The organism is Myxococcus sp. XM-1-1-1 (assembly GCF_020037095.1).
GTDB lineage: Bacteria > Myxococcota > Myxococcia > Myxococcales > Myxococcaceae > Myxococcus > Myxococcus fulvus.
The window spans coordinates 1-19,333 of sequence record NZ_JAIQDH010000047.1; the positions used below are offsets into that span (position 1 = coordinate 1).

Annotated in this window: 12 protein-coding genes and 3 pseudogenes; 10 read left to right on the plus strand and 5 right to left on the minus strand. The window is 66.6% G+C overall.

Annotated features, from left to right (window positions below):
- Positions 1-167: 167 nt before the first annotated feature.
- Complete coding sequence (locus tag K8640_RS42035) at positions 168-1,256, minus strand: IS3 family transposase (protein ID WP_223752228.1); 1,089 nt, start codon at positions 1,254-1,256, stop codon at positions 168-170.
- A gap of 80 nt (positions 1,257-1,336) precedes the next feature.
- On the opposite strand from K8640_RS42035, the gene K8640_RS42040 reads away from it, so the two are divergent.
- Positions 1,337-2,943 (plus strand): transposase gene (locus K8640_RS42040; protein WP_223752229.1). Its coding sequence is split into 2 segments (ribosomal slippage): positions 1,337-2,309 and positions 2,309-2,943, totalling 1,608 coding nucleotides; the frame shifts between segments, so codons are not numbered across the junction.
- A 48-nt stretch (positions 2,944-2,991) separates the two neighbouring features.
- Here K8640_RS42040 and K8640_RS43385 read toward each other — a convergent pair.
- From K8640_RS43385 to K8640_RS42055, 3 genes and pseudogenes are all read right to left on the minus strand, one after another.
- Positions 2,992-3,222: pseudogene (locus tag K8640_RS43385) on the minus strand (transposase); the annotation flags it as partial.
- Between the two features lie 157 nt (positions 3,223-3,379).
- Positions 3,380-3,568: a hypothetical protein gene (locus K8640_RS42050; protein WP_223752230.1), complete on the minus strand. Its 189-nt coding sequence runs from the start codon at positions 3,566-3,568 to the stop codon at positions 3,380-3,382.
- A gap of 1 nt (position 3,569) precedes the next feature.
- Positions 3,570-10,028, minus strand: coding sequence for an RHS repeat-associated core domain-containing protein (locus K8640_RS42055; protein WP_223752231.1), 6,459 nt, complete (start codon positions 10,026-10,028; stop codon positions 3,570-3,572).
- A gap of 2,070 nt (positions 10,029-12,098) precedes the next feature.
- Between K8640_RS42055 and K8640_RS42060 the strand changes: the two genes are divergently transcribed.
- A complete protein-coding gene (locus K8640_RS42060; RefSeq protein WP_223752232.1) occupies positions 12,099-12,188 on the plus strand; it encodes a transposase in 90 nt (29 codons plus the stop codon).
- A 329-nt stretch (positions 12,189-12,517) separates the two neighbouring features.
- On the opposite strand, the gene K8640_RS42065 is transcribed toward K8640_RS42060, so the two are convergent.
- A complete protein-coding gene (locus K8640_RS42065; protein WP_223752238.1) occupies positions 12,518-12,853 on the minus strand; it encodes a transposase in 336 nt (111 codons plus the stop codon).
- Positions 12,854-12,858: 5 nt separating this feature from the next.
- On the opposite strand from K8640_RS42065, the pseudogene K8640_RS42070 reads away from it, so the two are divergent.
- From K8640_RS42070 to K8640_RS42105, 8 genes and pseudogenes are all read left to right on the plus strand, one after another.
- A pseudogene (locus K8640_RS42070) lies at positions 12,859-13,257 on the plus strand (IS3 family transposase); the annotation flags it as partial.
- A 318-nt stretch (positions 13,258-13,575) separates the two neighbouring features.
- Positions 13,576-14,130: a transposase family protein gene (locus K8640_RS43390; protein ID WP_223752233.1), complete on the plus strand. Its 555-nt coding sequence runs from the start codon at positions 13,576-13,578 to the stop codon at positions 14,128-14,130.
- Between the two features lie 241 nt (positions 14,131-14,371).
- Positions 14,372-14,638: pseudogene (locus tag K8640_RS43395) on the plus strand (helix-turn-helix domain-containing protein); the annotation flags it as partial.
- 145 nt (positions 14,639-14,783) lie between these two features.
- Positions 14,784-15,650: a DDE-type integrase/transposase/recombinase gene (locus tag K8640_RS42085; RefSeq protein ID WP_223752234.1), complete on the plus strand. Its 867-nt coding sequence runs from the start codon at positions 14,784-14,786 to the stop codon at positions 15,648-15,650.
- Complete coding sequence (locus tag K8640_RS42090) at positions 15,647-16,459, plus strand: ExeA family protein (RefSeq protein WP_223752235.1); 813 nt, start codon at positions 15,647-15,649, stop codon at positions 16,457-16,459. The genes K8640_RS42085 and K8640_RS42090 overlap by 4 nt, the downstream gene beginning before the upstream one ends.
- 103 nt (positions 16,460-16,562) lie before the next feature.
- Positions 16,563-17,330: a Mu transposase domain-containing protein gene (locus tag K8640_RS42095; RefSeq protein WP_223752236.1), complete on the plus strand. Its 768-nt coding sequence runs from the start codon at positions 16,563-16,565 to the stop codon at positions 17,328-17,330.
- Between the two features lie 52 nt (positions 17,331-17,382).
- A complete protein-coding gene (gene istB / locus K8640_RS42100) occupies positions 17,383-18,165 on the plus strand; it encodes an IS21-like element helper ATPase IstB (protein WP_223752237.1) in 783 nt (260 codons plus the stop codon).
- A gap of 255 nt (positions 18,166-18,420) precedes the next feature.
- The coding region (locus K8640_RS42105; RefSeq protein WP_370640451.1) for a DNA polymerase at positions 18,421-19,333 on the plus strand (913 nt) is incomplete at its 3' end.

Genomic DNA, 19,333 nt, shown 5'->3' on the forward strand with positions numbered 1-19,333 from the left:
CCCCTGCTCCCTCTTCCCGCGCACTTCCCGCCTGCCCGCCCTTCAGCCTGATCGAGAATCACGAACTTCGGTTTAGCGGGTCGCCACGGCCTATCGGGACTGAGTCGCTCGCCCTGAATTCAACGCCACATCCGGTGAGCGTCAAGGTAGTTGTCGCGTGAGAGGTTTCAGCCGGCGTCCCTCACTTCCTGCAGAGGCAGGATGAGGTGGGGCGCGGGGTTGAGGCGCACGGGGCCCACCGGTGACCAGTCGCGCGTGCCGCGACTCCAGCGCTCGGGGTGACGGGCTTGCGCACGTTGGTATACCCCGTGGCGTCGAGCCAGCAGTGCCGTCTCGCGGCCGAAGTGCCTGTCGTCGGGTGTGACGAATCGGATGGCCGAATGTCGGTGCTCGGTGTTGTACCAGTCCACAAAGCGCGTCACCCAGTCGTGCGCGTTCTCGACGGAGGCGAAGGGCCTCAGGGGAAAGCTGGGGCGGTACTTCAGCGTACGGAAGAGGGCCTCGGAGAAGGCGTTGTCGTCCGAGACGCGGGGCCGGCTGAAGGACGGCGTGACGCCCAGCCACTGGAGGGTGGCCAGGAGCGTGGCGCCCTTCATCGGACCGCCGTTGTCCGAGTGCAGCACCAGGCCCTCGGGGCAGCCCGCCTCCTGCCAGGAGCGACGGATGAGGGCCGCGGCGTGTTCGGAGGACTCCTCTTCGTGCACCGCGAAGCCCATGACGCGGCGGCTGAAGACGTCCACCACCAGGTACAGGTAGAGGAATGCGCCCTTCACCGGGCCCTTCATGTAGGTGATGTCCCAGCTCCATACCTGGTTGGGCTGGGTGGCGGTGTGCTCGGCCCGGGGCCTGGGCGTGGGTGCCTTGGTATGGCCGCGGTGGGCCAGTTGCCCGGCTTCGCGCAGCACCCGGTAGAAGCTCGCCTCGCTGGCCACGTACTCCCCCCGGTCCGCCAGCCGGGGGACAATCTGCTTGGGCGAGGCGTCGCGGAATTCCTCGCTGTTGGCCACTGCGAGGACTCGGCGGCGCTCCACCTCGGAGAGTCGGTTGGCGGGCCGGGTGCGCGGACCACACCGCCGGTCCTCCGCCGTCTCGGGCTTCCTCCAGCGCTGAATGGTCCGCGCAGTCACTCCCAGCCGCTCGCAGACAGCCTCCAGGCGCACGCCCTTGGCCAGCGCCTCGTCGACGAGGGTGAGCGTCACTTCTCGCTCTTCTCGTCCGCTGCGTCGTCCTCGCCTTCCTGGTGCCGCTCGTCCCACCCCATCGCCTGAAGTTTTTTTCTACACCGGCAAATATGGCCTGAGCCCCAGGTGTTGTCCTTCTGAAGGGGGATACCACCATGGCTCGAACGACTGCTCGCCCTGTTGCCACCCGTGAGGTGAGGGTCGACAGCGAGCGGCGGCGCTGCGAGGCGTGCGGCGCGCGGACGCGTGCGGACTGGCGCTCCCGCCGCTGCGTGACGACGCTCACCGGCTGCGTGGGATTGTCGGTGCAGGTGCGGGTGTGCCACCGAGAGGGGTGCCTGCTGGAGGGCGTGTCGTTGCGGGCCGAGGGGGAGGGGCGCTGGGTGCTGCCCGAGCACGAGTTCGGCCTGGACGTGCTGGCCTTCATCGGGGCGCAGCGCTACCGGGAGCACCGCAGCGTGCCGGAAATCCACGCCCTGTTACGACACAAGGGCGTCGCCGTCTCCGCGCGCACCTGCACCAACCTGCTCGACCGCTACGACGAGCTCATCAGCCTCACGTTGCTCGACTCCGGGCGGCTGCAAGCGGCGCTCAAACGCCAGGGGCGGGCAGTGCTTGCCATTGATGGGCTTGCTCCGGACGTGGGGCACGAGGTGCTCTGGGTGGTGCGCGAGTGCCTGTCGGGGCAGGTGCTGCTGGCGCGGCCCCTGCTGTCCGGAGGCGAGCAGGAACTGGTACCGCTCCTCGAAGAAGTGAAGCGCACGCTGGGGCGGGTGCCCATCGTCGGCGTGGTGTCCGATGGGCAGCGGAGCATCCGAAACGCCTTGGCCCACGCATTGCCACAGGTGCCGCACCAACTCTGCCACTTCCACTACCTGCGTGAAGCGGCGCGTCCCCTCTACGAGGCGGACCGGCACGCGAAGAAGGAATTGAAGAAGCGGGTGCGCGAGGTGAGGAAGGTCGAACGGACCGTGGAAGGCCGTCAGGATGCGGGCGCTCGCGCCACGCAAGCCTATGCGGCGGCCGTCCGCAGCGCCCTCACCGACGACCACCGCCCACCCCTCAACCCTTCCGGACTGCTACTGCGCCGACGTCTGGGCGCCATTGAGAAGAGCCTGGAGCGGGTGTCAAAAGGGGGGCCTGCCCACCAGAATTGAGCCGCCTGCACGCGGTGCTGCGCAACGCACTCAGGGCCACTGCCGCGAGTTGGCCCGCCCTTGCGCGGGCCTACCGGTGGGTGGAACGCACTGCAGCCATCCTCAAGAACGAGCCTGGCCTGGACGCCGCAGGAGTGCGACGCCGGCTCGCCGCGCTGCTGGCCGCCATGGTGCTCTGGACACGCCGACGTCATCAGGGCGTCCTGCGTCAGGCACTCGCCCACTTCCTGCTCGAAACGCGTCGCTACTGGAAGGGCCTCTTCCACTGCTACGACGTGCCGGAGCTGCCGCGCACCGACAATGACCTGGAACACCTCTTCGGCACTTGTCGCTACCACGAGCGGCGAGCCTCGGGCCGGGTGCGCGGGAGCGCCGGCCTCGTCGTGCGCGGTGGGGTCCGGCTGCCCGCCATCGCTGCAGCCCAACTGCTCCCAGCGCTCGACGGCGCCCACCTGGCACCGGGAGACCTCGACGCCTGGCTGACGCTGCGCGCTCAGTTGGAACAGCGGCGCGTCCCTCGCGTCATGGGCCGGCGCTTCCGCGCAGACCCGGACAGCTACCTCCGAGGCATCGAAGAGGAGTTCAGGCCATATTTGCCGGTGTAGTTTTTTTAGGAAGTCGCGCTCCATCTGCAACTGGCGGTTCTCCTTGCGCAGTCGTGCCAGCTCCTCGCGCTCGACCGTCGTCAGCGCTCCCGGCTTGCCCTGGCCCCGGTCCGTCCTGGCCCGCTCCACCCAGGTGCGAAGAGCCGTCTCGGTAAGGTCCAGCTCTCGCGCCACCTGACCCACCGTCTTGCCCTCGTCCAGCACCAGCCGGACGGCCTCCACCTTGAACTCGGCGGTGAAGTTGCGGCGCTTCCTTCTCTGCTTCGTTTCCGTGGACATCCTTGGACCCCTTCATCACATCTTGGGTGTCCACGGAAATGGGGCAGGCTCATAGGGCACGGAACGCACCTGCGGCGGCAAGGCCGTGGGCCGGCCGCGGTTGGAGGGTGGTGGGCTGAGCTCCCGAGGCAGCAATCAGAGCACTACATGGCAAGCATCACACAGGAACCCGCTCAAGCACGCGAGCACCTGCAGCGAGCATTTTGGCAGCAGCCTCCTCCGCAGTCTTGTCATCCTCAATCAATACAGCCACTTTCAGGACCAGGTCGAAGACGACATAACCGCCTTTTTTGGTGCATAGGAGCACATACCTGTCGAGTTCGAGCCACGGACTGAAGTCTTCCATGTCAAAACCTCATTGAGCCTTCACCAACGGTGATAATCTGTGAACTCCGCTGAGGGGAACCCGCCTCCCGGAGCAATTCAAGAACTCTTCGATCAGCTGCGCTCGGCCACGCACCGCCACCGCGCGGATGTGTGTGATAAATCCAGCGAACATCAGAACCAAGAGGGACCATCACCCTGCCCTTCGTTCCAGAGTACAGCCAATACGAACCGCCTCCGCCATTCTTCCCTGCTCCCGTCCGATAGATGAGCGAGAACTCCACGCCGTGAGTTTCGGTTAGCGCCTCCATCTGTGCCGGAGAGAACCGGCCTTTCACTCGCACCCCAGCGGCTCCTGGCAGCGGTCCGATACCTGGAACGTTCGGCGCAGCAGCAATTGCCCCCTTTGCGGCAGCGACACTTGACGCAGCCCGCGCCAACCCGGCGGCCCCCGTCACGGCGGTCACGATACTCAAACCAGAGTTGAAGGAGTGATACCCGTACCCTTCGTAATCCCCCTTCTCGTAGGCCTCCCGTGCCATATAGCCAGAGGTCAGGGAGTGATGAACGGGATTGAAGAGATTTACCGCCTCCGACAGCCCTTCCTTCTCGTAGGTGGTACGAACCGCCGTAACCACGTTGTAGAAGAACGCCGGGTCCGTCGCTGCGTCCGCAATCCCCCCGACCATGTCCATCTTGGCGCGGAAAGTCCCGACTTGGACACTGAAGCTCCGGGAGATGCTCAAGGAGATTTCCGAGGCGATGCTTCCAATCATGCTCCCGGTAAAGCTCGCCCCACCTCCGGACAGCCCCAGCCAGTCAGACTCCGGCCCCATGATATCCATGGTTTCGCTTCCCCACGCGCTCGGACTCACCCCATCCCAGTACGCCACTCCGTCCCCGCGGGACGTCAGCGTGATGCCGCTAAAGCCAGACGGGTCGACGAAGTTGAGCGGGCTGTTGAAGACATAGCTGTACCGGTTGTAGGACTGCCCCAGGATGGGCGCTTGGATGTATGGGTCCGGAGACACGAAGCTTGCTGTCTTGGGGTCATAGAGACGCCCTCGCATGTTGACGAAATTTGTCTCCGCGTCCTCCTCGTGCTCGGTGAACCCAAGCCGGACCCCTGGACCGCCGACGGAAGGCGCCTTGGCCACCGCGGGGTTCAGCGGGCTGCGCGCCTCCCCGAACGGCTCGTACTTGCGCCGCTCCACGACCGTTCCCATCGAGTCCGTGATGCTCTCCACCGTCCCGAGATGGTCGTCGTGCAGGTAGACCATCTCGGTCGCCAGGCCACCGACTCCATTCCCAGTCCAGTTCGCCTGAGCGACCGCGCGCCCCTCCGCGTAGATCTTGAAAGCATGCGTCACCGCTCCCGAGACGGTCCGCTTCTCGTAGAGGTTCGAGACATAATACGTGGAGTCGCCATTCGAGTGCTTCTTCGCGACACGCCCATGCGCCGTGTCATACACGAAGGTCGACGTCCCCGTTCCCCGGGTGATGCTCGTAGGGAGATTGAACGACGTATAGTCGATGCTCGTGCTCACCCCAGTGGCGGCGTCGAACGACGAGCGTCGGTTGCCTTTGACGTCATAGCCATACGTCGAGGCTCCGACCGTCTTCACTGCGTGAGGTGCCGCCCCTGCAAACGACGACTGCACGTCCGTGACACTCGCGCCCGCCCCCTCCCCAATCGTCGTACGGCGACGGGTCAGGTTGCCAATCGCATCGTATTCGTAGCGTGTCCGCGCGCTCTTGCAGTTGAGCGTCACAACCCAGTCGGTGAGCCGCTCCAGCGAGTCGTAGCTGAACTCCTCCCCCACCTTCGCCAACAGGTCATCCCGATGGCGGAGGTTCCCGTTCAGCTCGTAGTCATAGGCGAACCTCTGCACGGCGCCCTGAGACCCCAGGCTCTCCAGGAATCGGAGGTGGCCCTCTGCGTCGCGCCGGCGCGTCGTCGTCACCCCGTTTCCGAACTGCTCGGAGGAGACAAGGCCCGACACATCCCGTCCGGTGACCGTCCACAACGTCTTCGAGACCGGCGACACCTGCTCGACATGGCGCAAGGTGTTCGCTGGCGTGTAGCCATACCGCACCTTCATGCGCGGCGAGGTCCCCACCGCCGGGTAGGTCACCGTGTCGAGGCGCCCGATGACGTCATAGGTCCTCTCCAGGTCGAAGAGTTGTCCTTCGACCTGGCTGAACTCCCGCCGGACGCGGGAGTAACTGTCATAGACGAACGCGGAGGAGACATCATCCTGGGTCGTCTGCGGGTCGCGTCCGTTGGTCACGGTGCCCAGCAGTCCCAGCGCGTTGGCGACGCCGTTCGCGTCGACCGCGGTGTCCCAACTGAACGTGCTCGTCCCGTCGGCTCGAATCTCCGAGATGACGCGCCCCAACGCGTCGTGTTCGTAGCGCGTGCTGTGCCCCGCCGCATCGACCTGCTCGCGGACCTCCCCGAAGGCGTTGTATCGAGTGACGGTGTGCCCCTGGTCCGGGTCGTCGAGGCTCGTCGGCCGGCCGAGCCGGTCGTACTGCATGGACACACGATTCTGGTGTGCATCGACCACGGCGGAGAGCGTGCTGAACGCCCCATACTCGTAGCGCGTGAGCAACTCGTTGCCAGGCGCGAGGACGTCCACGCTCCGCACCACACGTCCGGACTGGTCCTCCACGGTGTACCGGATGTGGCCGTTCTCGTCCTTCGTCCAATGCTGGAGGTTCTGATAGGTATGCTCGATGGTCGAGCCGTCCGGCTGGGTGACCTTCCGCAGCCGCCCCAGGCTGTCGTACTCGAAGGAGCGAACGGCTGGGGCGACCGTCGCGTCCACCGAATAGGGCACCGTGGCCGTCTTCGGCCTGCCGAGCCCGTCGTAGCTCACGCCGACGGCGCTGTAGGAGTCATCGAAGTTGCGGACTCGCTTGAGAATCTCCCGTCCCGCCCCATCGTGGAGGATGAACAACTCCTCGCCACCCATTGACAGGGCGGACAACGTCGACCGCCCCTGCTCATCCCGCCCATAGCTGAACGACCATCCGTCGTCGCCAGCCGCGCTCTCGCTTCGCAACCGCCCGAAGCCGTCATACTTCCGCTGACGCAGCAATCCGTTCGCATCCTGCTCGAGCGCGACGACTCCCAGTCCAGGGTGGAACGCATAGTCAGTCCGGTGCCCCAGATGATTGAGCGCCGTCACCGGGAATACCTCCTCCGCGTCGTAACGAAGGGTGGTCGAGCTGACCCGGCCCAGGACATCCGACTGCTCGACCTTCTCGACCACGCCACTCGGCAGCCGCTGATACGTGGTGACCAGGCGGACATCCTCGGCTTCCGTGCCGGAGACCGTCGGCTCCACCGTCTCCCGGAGCAGGAGCGTCGTGCCGCTCTGGTAGTCATAGTCGGTGGTGCGAGTGACGAACCCGCCCGCCGGTATCGTGGAGGTCTGCGTCACACGGTCCACGCGCCCCAGCAGCCATTGGGTCTCGTCATCGTCGTAGGTCGCACCCCAGATGGACGTCTCCCCGTCTCCGGAGACCGCCTCGACCCAGAGCTTGTTCCCATGAAGCGTGTCGAAGCCTGTCGTCGACTGATTCTGACGGAGGATGGCCCCAGTGCTCGCGGGCGGTGTCTCCCACTCCCTGTCCAGCACCATGGATTCGGAGAGGGCGAGGATCTCCCCTCCCGCCGAGCCCGCTCTCACCGCGTACGAGCGAGTCGTGCGCCGCTCCGCCGTCAACACCTTCCCTGCGCCCATGGGCGCTTCGAGCGTCTCCACGACAGGGAGCCGCGCGTTCGGATAGAACGACTGGACCTGTGTTGAATTGTCGAACGTGGTCGTGGTCGTCGTACCTGTCACGGCGTTCTTCACCACCCGCTGACTGAAGCCCAGCCAGCCGCGCCCTCGGACATCCCGGCGCCCCCCCGCATAGAGGAAATCGAACCGCGCGCCGTCATCCCACGGCGACGCGAGCGAATCCACCCGGGAGACAACCCAGCCGCCGCCCTTCACACAGAGCACCGGATACGAACAGGGGGCCGTCCCCGTAACGCTCGAGTACACCCGACCATCCGACAGCGGCGCGTAGCCAATGCTCGACTGGAAGCCCAGTCCGTCCTGGACGTGGGTCATCAAATCCGCCCTGATGGAAACACGCTGGAAAAGCGTGAGCCCTCCGGCGAGTCCAGCGCCAATGACATCTGCCTGGCCATCGCCATTGACATCCAACAACTGGTTGTTGGCCCTCACCTGGAGCACTCCCCCCGCCTCATCCCTCGGAACCCGCCCCTCGAAGAAGGTCCCACGGGTCAAGAGCATGGACATGGTCGAGTTCGATGAAGCATTCCCCCTCGCCAGGAGGAAGTCCTGATGGCCGTCTCCATCGAAGTCGACGACGCGAACTCCCGCGTCCTTGCGATTGCCAATGCCATCGACTGATGAAGGAAACGCGAAGTCGGAGGGAAGGACCCGGAGCCCCGCTTCCAGATATCCCCTTCCCGTGTTGAGCGCGACGATGACGTCTCCACCCGCATCGCCACTCAGGAGATGATCCGGCAGCCCATCACCGTTCAGGTCCGCGAACCACTCCACCCGTCCCAGGTATTCGCTGGCGAGCTGACCAATGTTGAAGTCCTTCTGCTGCCCCTCCGGCGTCAATCCATAACCATGATGCCAGACGCCCGCGTTGTCCTTCGGCCCCGGGCGGGCCAACAGCTCGACCGTCCCATCACCGTCGATATCACCCGAAAGGATGGCTCGGCGGCCAGAGGCCTGCGGCAGGGCGGTCCACGAGGACATCGTCGAGCCATCGAACTTGAGGTATGCCCAGTAGACGTCCGCGCCCCAGGAGACGATGATCTCCGGCGCGAGGTCTCCGTCCAGGTCCGCGAGCTTCATCGAGAGGACGGAGAAGGGCTCGCTTTGACTGGTGCTCCGCTCCTCGCCCGCCGCGACAAAGGACGTACCGGTCGAGAGGTAGGCTTGAACTGTATAGGCTATGCGGTGCGGGAAATGCCCCCCGTTCGGCAGGGGAGCTCCGGGGATGAACTCCTTGTAGCGCAGCATGACGATGTCCGAGCGACCATCCCGATTGAAATCCCCCACCTCGAAGACCCCTGGCGCGGTGGGATCATTGAGGCCGGCGCTCGGGAGCCCAGCGGCGATGGGATCGGAGAAGGGAGCTTGCGTCGAGTCCTGGGCGGGAGTGGCACGGCTCAGCCGGAAGTACCACTTCGAATCAGCCCAGGCCATGTAGAGCAGGTCATCCAGACCGTCGCCATTCACGTCCAGGCTGAGCAGGCTTCCAGGGGTGACTCCGTCCGCCATCGCCTGCTCGCGACGCTTGAACACCAGGTTCCCGAGTTCCCACGTGAAGACCGTGGGGCGCGCGCAGACCTCGAAGCCGTCGCACTCCTGGATTTCGCGCAAGAGGCTGCGCGAGGAGATGCTGTCGTTGCGATATCGAAGGTTGTAGCTCCGCAACAACCCCGACGGAGGCCCTCTCATCTCCACGCGCGAGAGTCGCCGTGTGGTCTCGAGCTTGAATCCGGAGACGAAGCTGAAGCTCGTGTCGGTCCTCGTCTCATACAAGAAACTGACGGAGCGCTGCGCCTCGGCGAGCGCCGAGCCCCCCGGGCCGAAGGTATACCGGATCTGCGAGGGCCACTGCTCATAGGCATATCCATCCGCAGCGTCCTCGGAGAACCCATAATAGACAACCATCCGATTGCCCGAGCGGTCGGCCATCTCCGAGAGGCTCCACGCAAACCGTCCCCTGCCCTCGTAGTTATTGTTCTGCTGGGGGTTCGTCGTCCCGAGCGGCTCCACGACGAGCCGCCGCCCCTCGATACGAGAGTGGGTCGTCTCCGGCATCGTGCCGTACGACATGATTCGACCATCCTGTCTCCACACCTGGAACCAGGTTGGCCCCAGGGTGTCGGGCTGGTGGGCGAGGATCTTCGAGAAGGAGTCCACCTCCGTGCGGTACTCCGTCCAACCCGTCCCCGAGCCGACCTGGACGAGCCGCTGTCCGTCCAGACAGAAGCGATCCGTGTCATCGAAGCGGATGGGGGCCAGGGTCTGGTCCTGGGCCAGACTCTTGCCACACCGACTGATTTGCGACAGCCCACTCAGTCCCCAGCCCACCCCGACCAGGCCATTGCTCTGGCTGCTCCTGTACTGGAGGGACAAAGACGGCGCGACACCGTTGCGCCCCACGGGACTCCAGAGTGGGATGGAATAGTTCGCCGCGCCATCCACGCTGACGTCGAGCTTGCCGGGCGTGTGCCCCGCCGCGGTGCCCTCCAACGTTCCCGTTGGCAGCAGCGTATCCGCCGGCAGGTTCAGCACCGCGCGTGATGCCTGACGTGCCACGGCGGTGGCCACCGCTTCCGAAGCGAGCTCATCCACGGCGAGGGGCGAACTACAGGAGATCGTCAACTGCGAGCCATAGACGAGCACCATCAATACGGACAATATCCGCTTCATTCCAACCCCACGTTCCCCGCGTACACTCATCACTGAAGACATACCCGCCTCATCCACATCGGGGACTTCGGGTCAAAACCACACAAGAACCCGTGGCGGGAGGAGGGCGGACCTGCTCCGCCCCCGTTCGCGTCATCACGAGCCTCACCCACGGTGTCTGGCCGCCTCGCTGTCCACACCTGCTCGGTCAGCGAGAGACGGGCTCCTCGGACACGCCATCGGGATTGCCTTGGCAGACACCTCCCCTACAGGTCGTCCCAGAGGGACAAGTCCCACAGCTCAAGTTGCCCCCACATCCGTTGGTGGCAGCCCCGCACTCCTTCTCTTCGCAGGCCTCGGCGACGCTCAGCGGCGTGCAGCCACAGACGTTCGCGGTGCCACCGCCGCCACAGGAGTTCACCCCCGAGCAGCTCCCGCAGACATAGGTCCCACCGCAGCCGTTGCTGACCGAACCACAGTTCTTCCCCGCGCACGCCGTCGCGCTCGGGATGATGGTGCACCCACACACGTTCGGAGAGCCACCGCCACCGCAGGTCTGCGGGGAGATACAAGCTCCCGTAGAGCCACAGACATAAGTGCCGCCACAGAGGTCGGGCACCGAGCCACAGGTCTTTCCCGCGCAAGCCGTGGCATAGGGCGCGGGCGTGCATCCACAGACGCTTGGAGTCCCCCCACCGCCACAGGTCTGTGGGGCGTTGCAGCCACCACACGCGTAGAAGCCCGTGCAGCCATTGGACACGCTTCCGCATTTGCCCTGACAGGCCTGGGCCTGGGGCAGAGGCGTGCAGATACCGGCGCAGACATTCGGGGCCCCACCACCACCACACACGGCACCTGCTCCACACGTCCCACAGTCCACCGGCCAACCGCACCCGTCGTCGATGACGCCGCAGTTCTTGCCCTGCTGGGCGCACGTCCTGGGCTGACAGGAGCAGACCTGCTCGGCCATCCGGCAGATGTTGCCCTCGTCGATGCTGCCATCGCAGTCATCGTCCAGGCCGTTGCAGCTCTCCGCGAGTGAAGTACAGGCACCCCAGTAACGGGTGGTGTGCCCGTTCACTGTCTCCTTCATACAGGCCTGTTGCGAGCCCGGGCACATGCCCGCGGTGCTCTCACATTCCCGCTGGAGCGGCGCGGACGACCCTGGCGCGTTGTCCACGACCCCATCGCGGTCGTCGTCACAACCATTGCAGGTCTCTGGCCCCACCACGGGAGACTGGCATGCCGCCAGGGTGCCATCAGCCTTGCATGCCGCCGTTGCGTTGGCGCACACCACGTCCGTGGCGCTGCCGCAAGACACCCGGGCACCGACCTGGTAGACGCACTGGAGTGCGCCGTTCGTGCACGTGCTCGTTCCCGCGCACCCGCTGCCGCTCTGACAGGGGCCATTCACCATCGGCCCGTCGTTGGAGGCGTTCTCGTCGATCAACCCGTCCCCGTCGTCATCGCAATTGTTGCAGCGCTCCGCGCCCCTCGCGGAACAGGAGCCAGAAATGGGGATGCCTCCGCCCTCCAGAGAAGCCCCCGTCGTGCAGAACTGATTCCCGGAGCGGCCGCAGACGGAGCACGAGTTCGTCGAGGTGCCATTGAACTCACAATCCCCCCAAGCGGTCCCCTGGCAGATCCTCGTGCCGAGACACCCGTTGTCCGAACATGACTCCTGCTCGCCATCCACACAGGCTGCCCAGGCGGCCTGCGGGGTGAAGAGCGCCACCCAGACAATCAGCGGACCCAATCTCAGGAAGTGAGCCCTGGACAAGCAGCGTAGGCGGCGAAGAGTTCGTGCTTCTTTTTCGTTCATAAATGAAGTATCTGGGTCTCAAGGAGACCCGGAAGGGTGCTTCTGGTTCACTCGTGGGGCGAGCATCTAGTCTATAGTCATGCCCTTCGAGCGCGGTGAGTGTCAAGGCAGAGAGATACGGCTCGTCGGTTCTGATTATGTCGCGGACGCAGGGTCAAGTCCTGAATCGTGTGTAGTTGGTTCGGAGGGGGCGGGGGAGGAATGAGCTTGCCCCAGTTCCGTGGACACCCGAGATGTGATGAAGGGGGCCAAGGATGTCAACGGATACGATGCAGAGAAGGAAGCGCCGTAGCTTCACCACCGAGTTCAAGCAGGAGGCTGTCCGGCTGGTGCTGGAGGAAAGCAAGACGGTGGGCTAGGTGGCGCGAGAACTGGACCTCACCGAGACGGCCCTTCGCAGCTCGGTGGAGAGAGCCCGGGCGGACCGGGGTCAGGGAAAGACGGGAGCGCTGACGACGGCCGGGCGCGAGGAGTTGGCGAGGCTGCGTAAGGACAACCGTCAGCTGTAAATGGAGCGTGATTTCTTAAAAATAGCGGCCTTCTTCGCAAAGGAGGGCTCGAAGTGATGACCTGCCTGGATCCTTCGGACCACTGATTACGAGAGAGGAGCCGACCGGGAGGGGTTGGGTACCACTGCTTCGCACTGCCGTCGAAATCCTAAACCAACGATCTCGATTCTCGCACGACGTCAGGAGGCGCGCCTGAGGTCGGCTCGCCGCAGGGATGGACAGGCTGAGCGCTGTGCATTCCGCGCGTCGAGGCAGGCATGTACCCGCACCATGAGCTGGGCCATGGTGCGGCAGCGGTGGTTTCGCGTGACGTTTGCGTGCAGGTCGAGCCACACGCGCTCGATGCGGTTGCCCTGGGGGCAGTAGGGCGGCAGGAAGTGGAGCACGATGCGCTCTTTGAGTTGGACCAGCGCCTTGCGAGTCTTCTGACTGGTGTGGACCGCTGCATTGTCCAGCACGAGGTGGATGCGGCGGGCGCGCCGGTACTCCCCTGCCAGCCGCCAGAGCAGCTGAATGAAGAGGTGGCCTTCTTCGCGAAGGAGGGCTCGAAGTGAAGTTCGAGTTCATCGAAGCGCAGAAGGCCCACATCCCCATCGAGTTCATGTGTCAGCAGCTGGCAGTGGCCCGCTCGGGCTTCTACGCGTGGAAGAAGCGCCCGGAGTCCCACCGGAAGAAGGCGGACCGGGAGCTGGCGGCGGAGGTGGCCACCGTGCACCAGAAGAGCCGTGGTACCTACGGCAGCCCCCGGGTGCACGCGGAGCTTCGAGCCAGGGGCCGGCGCGTCAGCCGCAAGCGCGTCGCGCGCCTCATGGGCCAGCAGGGCTTGGCCGCTCGTAGGAAGCGTCGCTTCGTGCATACCACCGACTCACGCCACAACCAGCCGGTGGCTCCCAACGTGCTGGCGCGCGACTTCTCCCCTGGCCAGCTGTTGCTGAGCGAAGTGGTTGATGGAGAGCGCGGTCGCGACGAGCGCGTTGGTTGCCGGGAAGAGATGTTGCAGGCCGTGCGGAGTCCAGCAGCGAGCCGGATTCTGGCGCGCCACGCTGCGTGAGGTAATCCACGGGGCCCTGAGAGGACGGGGCGCGGCGGTGTTCGCCAGCTCGCGTGAGAGAAAGGTGACCTGGAGCGTGCGGCAACACGCTCACAGGTCGAGCGCCCCGCTCAACGTGTGAGAGAGAAGCGAGGCCCCCAAGGAGTCGTACGGACGCGCGTCGGCGTCAAGTCCTGGGCTGCGCAGATGCCATCCGTCTGTGCGGTACGTCCGGCGAGCTGCGCCGCGTGCGGCGCGGCGAGCCGCCCTGTGGGAGAGCCGCTGGGGCTTCATGGGCATGGAAGCCGGAGCCGCCAGGTACGTGGGCCACTGGAGGTTGGCGCGTCGCCCGTCCTCGTGGAGTTGCGCGTGCGACGCTACCTCTGCCGTAGGTGTGGCGTGTCGCAGACAGTCGTTCCCTCGCAGGTGCTGGGCAGGAAGCTGTATTCGCTCGCGGCCATCGCCTGGGCGCTCGCCCTGTGGGGTCTCGAGTCGCTAACAGCCGCGGCGGTACGCCGACGCGTGAGTCCCTGGGCCGTGGTGGGGCCTGGGAGCATCGAGCGCTGGGACTCGCTCTGCCGCTGGTCCAGGGAGGCCAGAGTCGGGACACTGCTGTGCTGCGTGCGGCCATCGCCCACGGACTGGACGGCGCGAGCAGTGGCCGCACGAGCGGCGACGACAGTCGCCGCCTTCGCACTCCCGGCGACCGGACCGCCATCGCTGTCCGCTTGCTCGTTCCGGGGCGCCGAGCGCGCTCACTGAGGGGCTTGCTCCACGGCCATCGGCGCGCCCCTCACAGAAGTCTGTCCCACCCGACACGCCCCGTCCTCGAAGCCCTGCCTGCGGCGGGACGGTAGGCGTCTGCCCTCCCAAGAGGCCCATGTCGGGATGAGGAGGCAGTATGGGAAGTCCGCGCGAAATGAAGAGCCTCACCCCGAAGTCCCACGCCGAGGCGGTGGCGGTGTTTCGCCACGGAGTCATCGGCGCCCTCACCCAAGCGCAGATGGACCGAGGCCAGCTCGCCTCGGCGCTCGAGTCCCTCACCCAGCAGCGCTTCGTACCGCCGGGCGCCGAGGTGAGCCGCTGCTACTCGGCGGCTACACTCGAGCGCTGGTACTACGCGTACAAGAAGCGCGGCCTCTTGGGCCTCACCCCGCGCGGACGCAGCGACAAGGGCCGGGCCCAGCAGCTTTCGGCGGCCCAGCGCGAGCTGCTGCTCGACATCCGGCGGGAGTACCCGTCCGCGTCCGTGGCGCTCATCCTGCGCACGCTCGTCACCGATGGCCGGCTGGAGAGGGACGCTGTCTCGGCGACGACGGTGCGCCGCCTCTTCGTGCAAGCAGGACTCGACCGCGTCGGGATGCGCGACGGCAGCGGCACGAAGATGCGCCTCTCGCTGGCAGGCCGAGCGTCCCATGGCCCTGTGGCACGCGGACGTGTGTCACGGGCCTGGACTCACCGTCGGGGGCAAGGTGCGGCCCTTGCGCATCCACGCGCTGCTGGACGACGCGAGTCGGTACGTCGTGGCGTTGGAGGCCCACCACACCGAGCGCGAGGTGGACATGCTGGGCCTCATGGTGCGCGCCCTGCGCAAGCATGGCCCTCCGGACGCCCTCTACCTGGACAATGGCGCCACGTACCGGGGCGAGACACTCGCCACCGCGTGCGCTCGCATCGGCACCTCCCTCTTGCACGCCAGGCCCTACGACGCCCCCGCACGCGGGAAGATGGAGCGCTTCTGGCGCACGCTGCGCGAGGGCTGCCTCGACTTCCTCGGGCCCGTCGCCTCCCTCCACGACGTCAATGTCCGCCTCTGCGCCTTCCTCGACGCGCACTACCACGTCACCTCGCATGCGGCCCTCCTGGGCGCGACACCGAAAACCGTCTTCGAGGCCGCGCCCCGGGCGCCTGATGGCTTCGACGAGGCGAAGCTGCGCGAGGCCCTCACCACCCGTACCCGCCGACGCGTGCGGCGCGATACCACCGTCGTCGTCGACGGTGTCGACTACGAGCTCGACGCAGGCCACCTCGCCGGGCGCCTCGTGCACCTGTGCCGCTGCCTTGTCGACCTGGGGGAGACGCCCTGGGCCGAATTCGAGGGCAAGCGCTACGCTCTCCACCCAGTCGACGCCGTGAAGAACTCGCGCCGCAAGCGGCCGCTGCGTCGCCCTCCCATCCACGACGAGACGTCCCGGCCACACCCCGCGTTTGACCCGCCCCTGGCGCTGCTCGACCGCGCCGTCGGCCGTCCTCCCCGGCATCGCGATGCAGGTGAGTCATGACGCCCGCCTACGTCACCCACTTCGGCTTCTCCGAGGCGCCCTTCTCCAAGGAGATTGCCGACGCGGACCTCTGGCTGCCCACCTCCAAGACGGGCCTCGTCGAGGAGCTCTGCGAAGCCGTGCGCGAGCGGCAGAGCGTCATGCTGGTGGGCGAGCCCGGCGTCGGCAAGACGTGCGTCCTGCGCGCGCTTCGTCACCGGCTTCCCCAGGCGGGCTTCCGCCTCACCTATTGTCACAACGCCACGCTGGGCCGCCGCGACTTCTACCGCCAGCTGTGTCTGGCCCTCGGGCTCACCCCGTCCGCCACCGCCGCCGCTGTCTTCTACGCCGTGTCCAGCCACGTGGAGGAACTCGGTCGCGAGCGCGTCCACCCCGTCTTCCTCCTCGACGAGGCGCACCTGCTCCACCAGGACGTGCTCGACCACCTCCACATCCTCCTCAACTACCAGTGGGACTCCAAGGCACTCCTCTCCCTCATCCTCGTCGGCCTGCCCGAACTCGACTCGCGCCTCGCGATGCGCCGCAACCGTAGCCTCGCCTCCCGACTCGCACGCCGGCTCGCCATCGACGCGCTTGGACCCGAGGACACCGCGGAGTATCTCCGCCTGCGCCTGAAGAACGCGGGCTGCGAGCGAGAACTCTTCGCCTCCGACGCCATGGCCATGCTCCACGAGGCCGCCTCCGGCGCCCACCGCGACATCGACCGGCTCGCGACCACGGCACTTCGCGAGGCCGCGCGTCGCAAGAAGAAGCTCGTCGAGCGCGACGTCCTCGCACGCGTGCTCGACACCGACTCCGCCGCTCTTTAGGCCACTCCCATCACCGGGCGCGCGCGCTGACGCTCGCGCTCGGTGATGCCCATCAACCAGGCGGCTCGCTCGTCCATCAACCAGCTCGCCTCGCAACAGCTACGTGAAGGGCAACTTCTTCGTCGGGAGGGCCGGAGAGGACGCGCGCGAGTGCGAGGCCGACCTGCAGCGCTGGCTGCGGGACGTGGCGTCGGTACGCGTGCACGGCACGACGGGGCGTCAGCCGCGCCTCCTCTTCCAGCAGGCCGAGGCCTCGGCGCTGCGTGCGCTGCCGGCGTCCGCGTGGGCGCCCGAGGTGTGGCACGAGGCCCGCGTGCACCGAGATGCCCACGTCATGTACGGCCGACGGCTGTACTCGGTGCCGTGGCGACTCATCGGCCAGCGCGTCTGGCTGTGCGTCACGGCCCACGACGTGCGCGTGTACGCGCAGGACGAGCGCGTGGCCACCCACCCCCTCCGTGGCGAGGGCCACCGCAGTACCGTGGAAACGCACCTACCCGAGGCGCGCGCGGCCCTGCGCCACCGCAGCCGCAGCCACTGGGAGACACGGGCGGCCCGGCTGGGCCCTCACACCGAGGCTTACGTGCGCGCCGTCTTCGACGCGGATGATGTCCTCAGCCAGCTGCGCTGCGTGCAGGCCATGGTGGTGCACCTGGAAGGCTTCCCGCGCGAGCGAGCCGAGGCCGCGTGTCGCCGGGCGCTGCACTTCGGCAACCTGCGCTACCAGGGCCTCAAGGACATCCTGCGCCGCGGCCTGGACTTGCAGCCGTTGCCCCAGGACGGGCACCTGGCAATCGCCACGCCCGCCGCCACGGCTACGCCGCCGGCTCCCCGCTACGCGCGCGACGTGCGCACGCTGCTGCTGCGTTAGCGCTCCCCCTCGCTTTCCCCTAAGTCCCACCCCGCTCAAGGAGTGTCCCCGCATGAGCACCTATGACGAGCTCGTCCCCGTGCTGAAGAAGCTGCGCCTGTCCGGGCTGCTGCAGTCCCTCGAGGTGCGCTGCCGCGAGGCGGCCGACGCCAACTTGTCGCTGACGGAATTCCTCTATCGACTGCTGGCCGACGAGGTGGAGCGCCGCGACGGCAAGCAGTTGGACGTACGCCTGCGCCGTGCCGCCTTCGAGAGGCCCAGCACCCTGGAAGACTTCGACTTCTCCTTCAACGCCTCCGTCCCGCGCACCAAGGTGCTGGAGCTGGGCACCTGCACCTTTGTCGAGCGGCACGAGAACGTGCTGGTGGTGGGCCCGGCGGGCGTCGGCAAGAGTCACCTCGCTCAGGCGCTGGGCCAGCGAGCCTGTCGTGCCGGCCACGCCGTCCTCTACGTGAGCGCCCACGACATGCTCACCCAGCTGCGAGCCTCACGCGCCGACAACAGCTACGAGCGTCGCCTCCTTCGCTTCACCACGCCAGCCCTGCTCATCATCGACGACCTCGGACTGCGGCCCCTCACGGGCGAGGAGGGCATCGACTTGTACGAGATTGTCCGCCGTCGCTACGAGCGCGCGGCCACTTGCATCACCTCCAATCGCGCCCTGGAGGAGTGGCCGCCGCTATTTGGTGACGCACTGCTGGCCAGCGCCGCCATGGACCGGCTGCTGCACCACGCTCATGTCCTCACCATCGAGGGCGACAGCTACCGCAACCCACCGCCCGCCAAGCGCACCCGCGCTCCGCGCGCGGCCCAGGTCGAGACCATCGCACGCTGACACCCAGCGCAGTCCCTGCCGGACCGGTTTGGCCGAACCCGCTCGGACCACTCCGCCGCGATTGCTGGGCGCTTCACATCCGGACCTGATTGGCCGAACCGAACAGCGACCTGATTGGCCGAGCCTTGACACCTCGCCCACCTTGTCACCACCGCCTACAACGGCACGCCGCCCGTCACCCCGCCCTCGTCGCGATTCCCCGAGGGCCAGGTAGCCACGGACCGAGACACCCTCCAGGACTCTGGAGACGCGCTGCTGGAGGAGCTGGGCAAGGCCGGCAAGGTCGACAAGTACCGCTCCACCTACCTGGGCAAGCTGGAGGCCGGCACCACTGCCCCCCTCACCCCCCGCTTCAACGTGCTGGTGTCCACGACGCGCGTTTCCAGCGACTACCAGCAACTCCCCCAGCGCGGGGGCGTGCGCGAGTGCCACAAGGCCCGCCCCGGCTACGTGTTCTGCTCCGTCGACTACGCGGGCCTCGAGCTGCGCACCATGGCTCAACGTGCCATCTGGGATGTCGGTTACTCGCGCATGGCCGAAGCTCTGCTGGCCAAGGAAGATGTCCACACCTCGGCCGCAGCCACCTTCCTGGGGGAGCGCTACGAGGCACTCCTTCCGCGAGTGAAGGCCAAGGAGCCCACAGCCACGTCCTTCCGCTCGCTCGCCAAAATCTTCAACTTCGGCAAGGGCGGGGGCCTCGGGGCCGGGGGCATGGCGTACCACGCCCGCGCCAAGGACGGCGTCCGGTTCTGCCTGCTGGCGAAGGTGGCGGACGCATGCGGCGTGGAACGCGTCCCGGTGAGGGTCCAGGGCAAGGTGAAGATGGTCTGCGCCGCGTGCGTCGAAGTGTCTCGCCACTACGGCAACCGGTGGCTGGACGCGTGGCCCGAGCAACGAGCCCTCTTCGGGCGCGCAAGCGCGCTCACACGTAACGGCCAGCTCGTGGACGTGACGATTCCGGGTGCCAACATCCTCCGGGGAGGTTGCGGCTATACCCAGTGGCTCAACACACCATTCCAGGGCCTCGGTGCCGTTGGGGCGAAGCTGGCCACGTGGCGGGTCAAGTCCCGAATCGTGTGTAGTTGTTCGGAGGGGGTTCGGGGGAGGAATGCTCCTTGGCGGGGTCAAGCAGCGGCAGTGTCTGGGGTTGAGTTGAGCAGGGTCATGT

Excerpts from the sequence above, each read along its gene's own strand:
- K8640_RS42050 (WP_223752230.1), bottom strand. The coding sequence starts at position 3,568 with ATGGAAGACTTCAGTCCGTGGCTCGAACTCGACAGGTATGTGCTCCTA.
- K8640_RS42055 (WP_223752231.1), bottom strand. The coding sequence starts at position 10,028 with ATGAAGCGGATATTGTCCGTATTGATGGTGCTCGTCTATGGCTCGCAG.
- K8640_RS42060 (WP_223752232.1), top strand. The coding sequence starts at position 12,099 with ATGCAGAGAAGGAAGCGCCGTAGCTTCACCACCGAGTTCAAGCAGGAG.
- K8640_RS43390 (WP_223752233.1), top strand. The coding sequence starts at position 13,576 with ATGCCATCCGTCTGTGCGGTACGTCCGGCGAGCTGCGCCGCGTGCGGC.
- K8640_RS42085 (WP_223752234.1), top strand. The coding sequence starts at position 14,784 with ATGGCCCTGTGGCACGCGGACGTGTGTCACGGGCCTGGACTCACCGTC.
- K8640_RS42090 (WP_223752235.1), top strand. The coding sequence starts at position 15,647 with ATGACGCCCGCCTACGTCACCCACTTCGGCTTCTCCGAGGCGCCCTTC.
- istB (WP_223752237.1), top strand. The coding sequence starts at position 17,383 with ATGAGCACCTATGACGAGCTCGTCCCCGTGCTGAAGAAGCTGCGCCTG.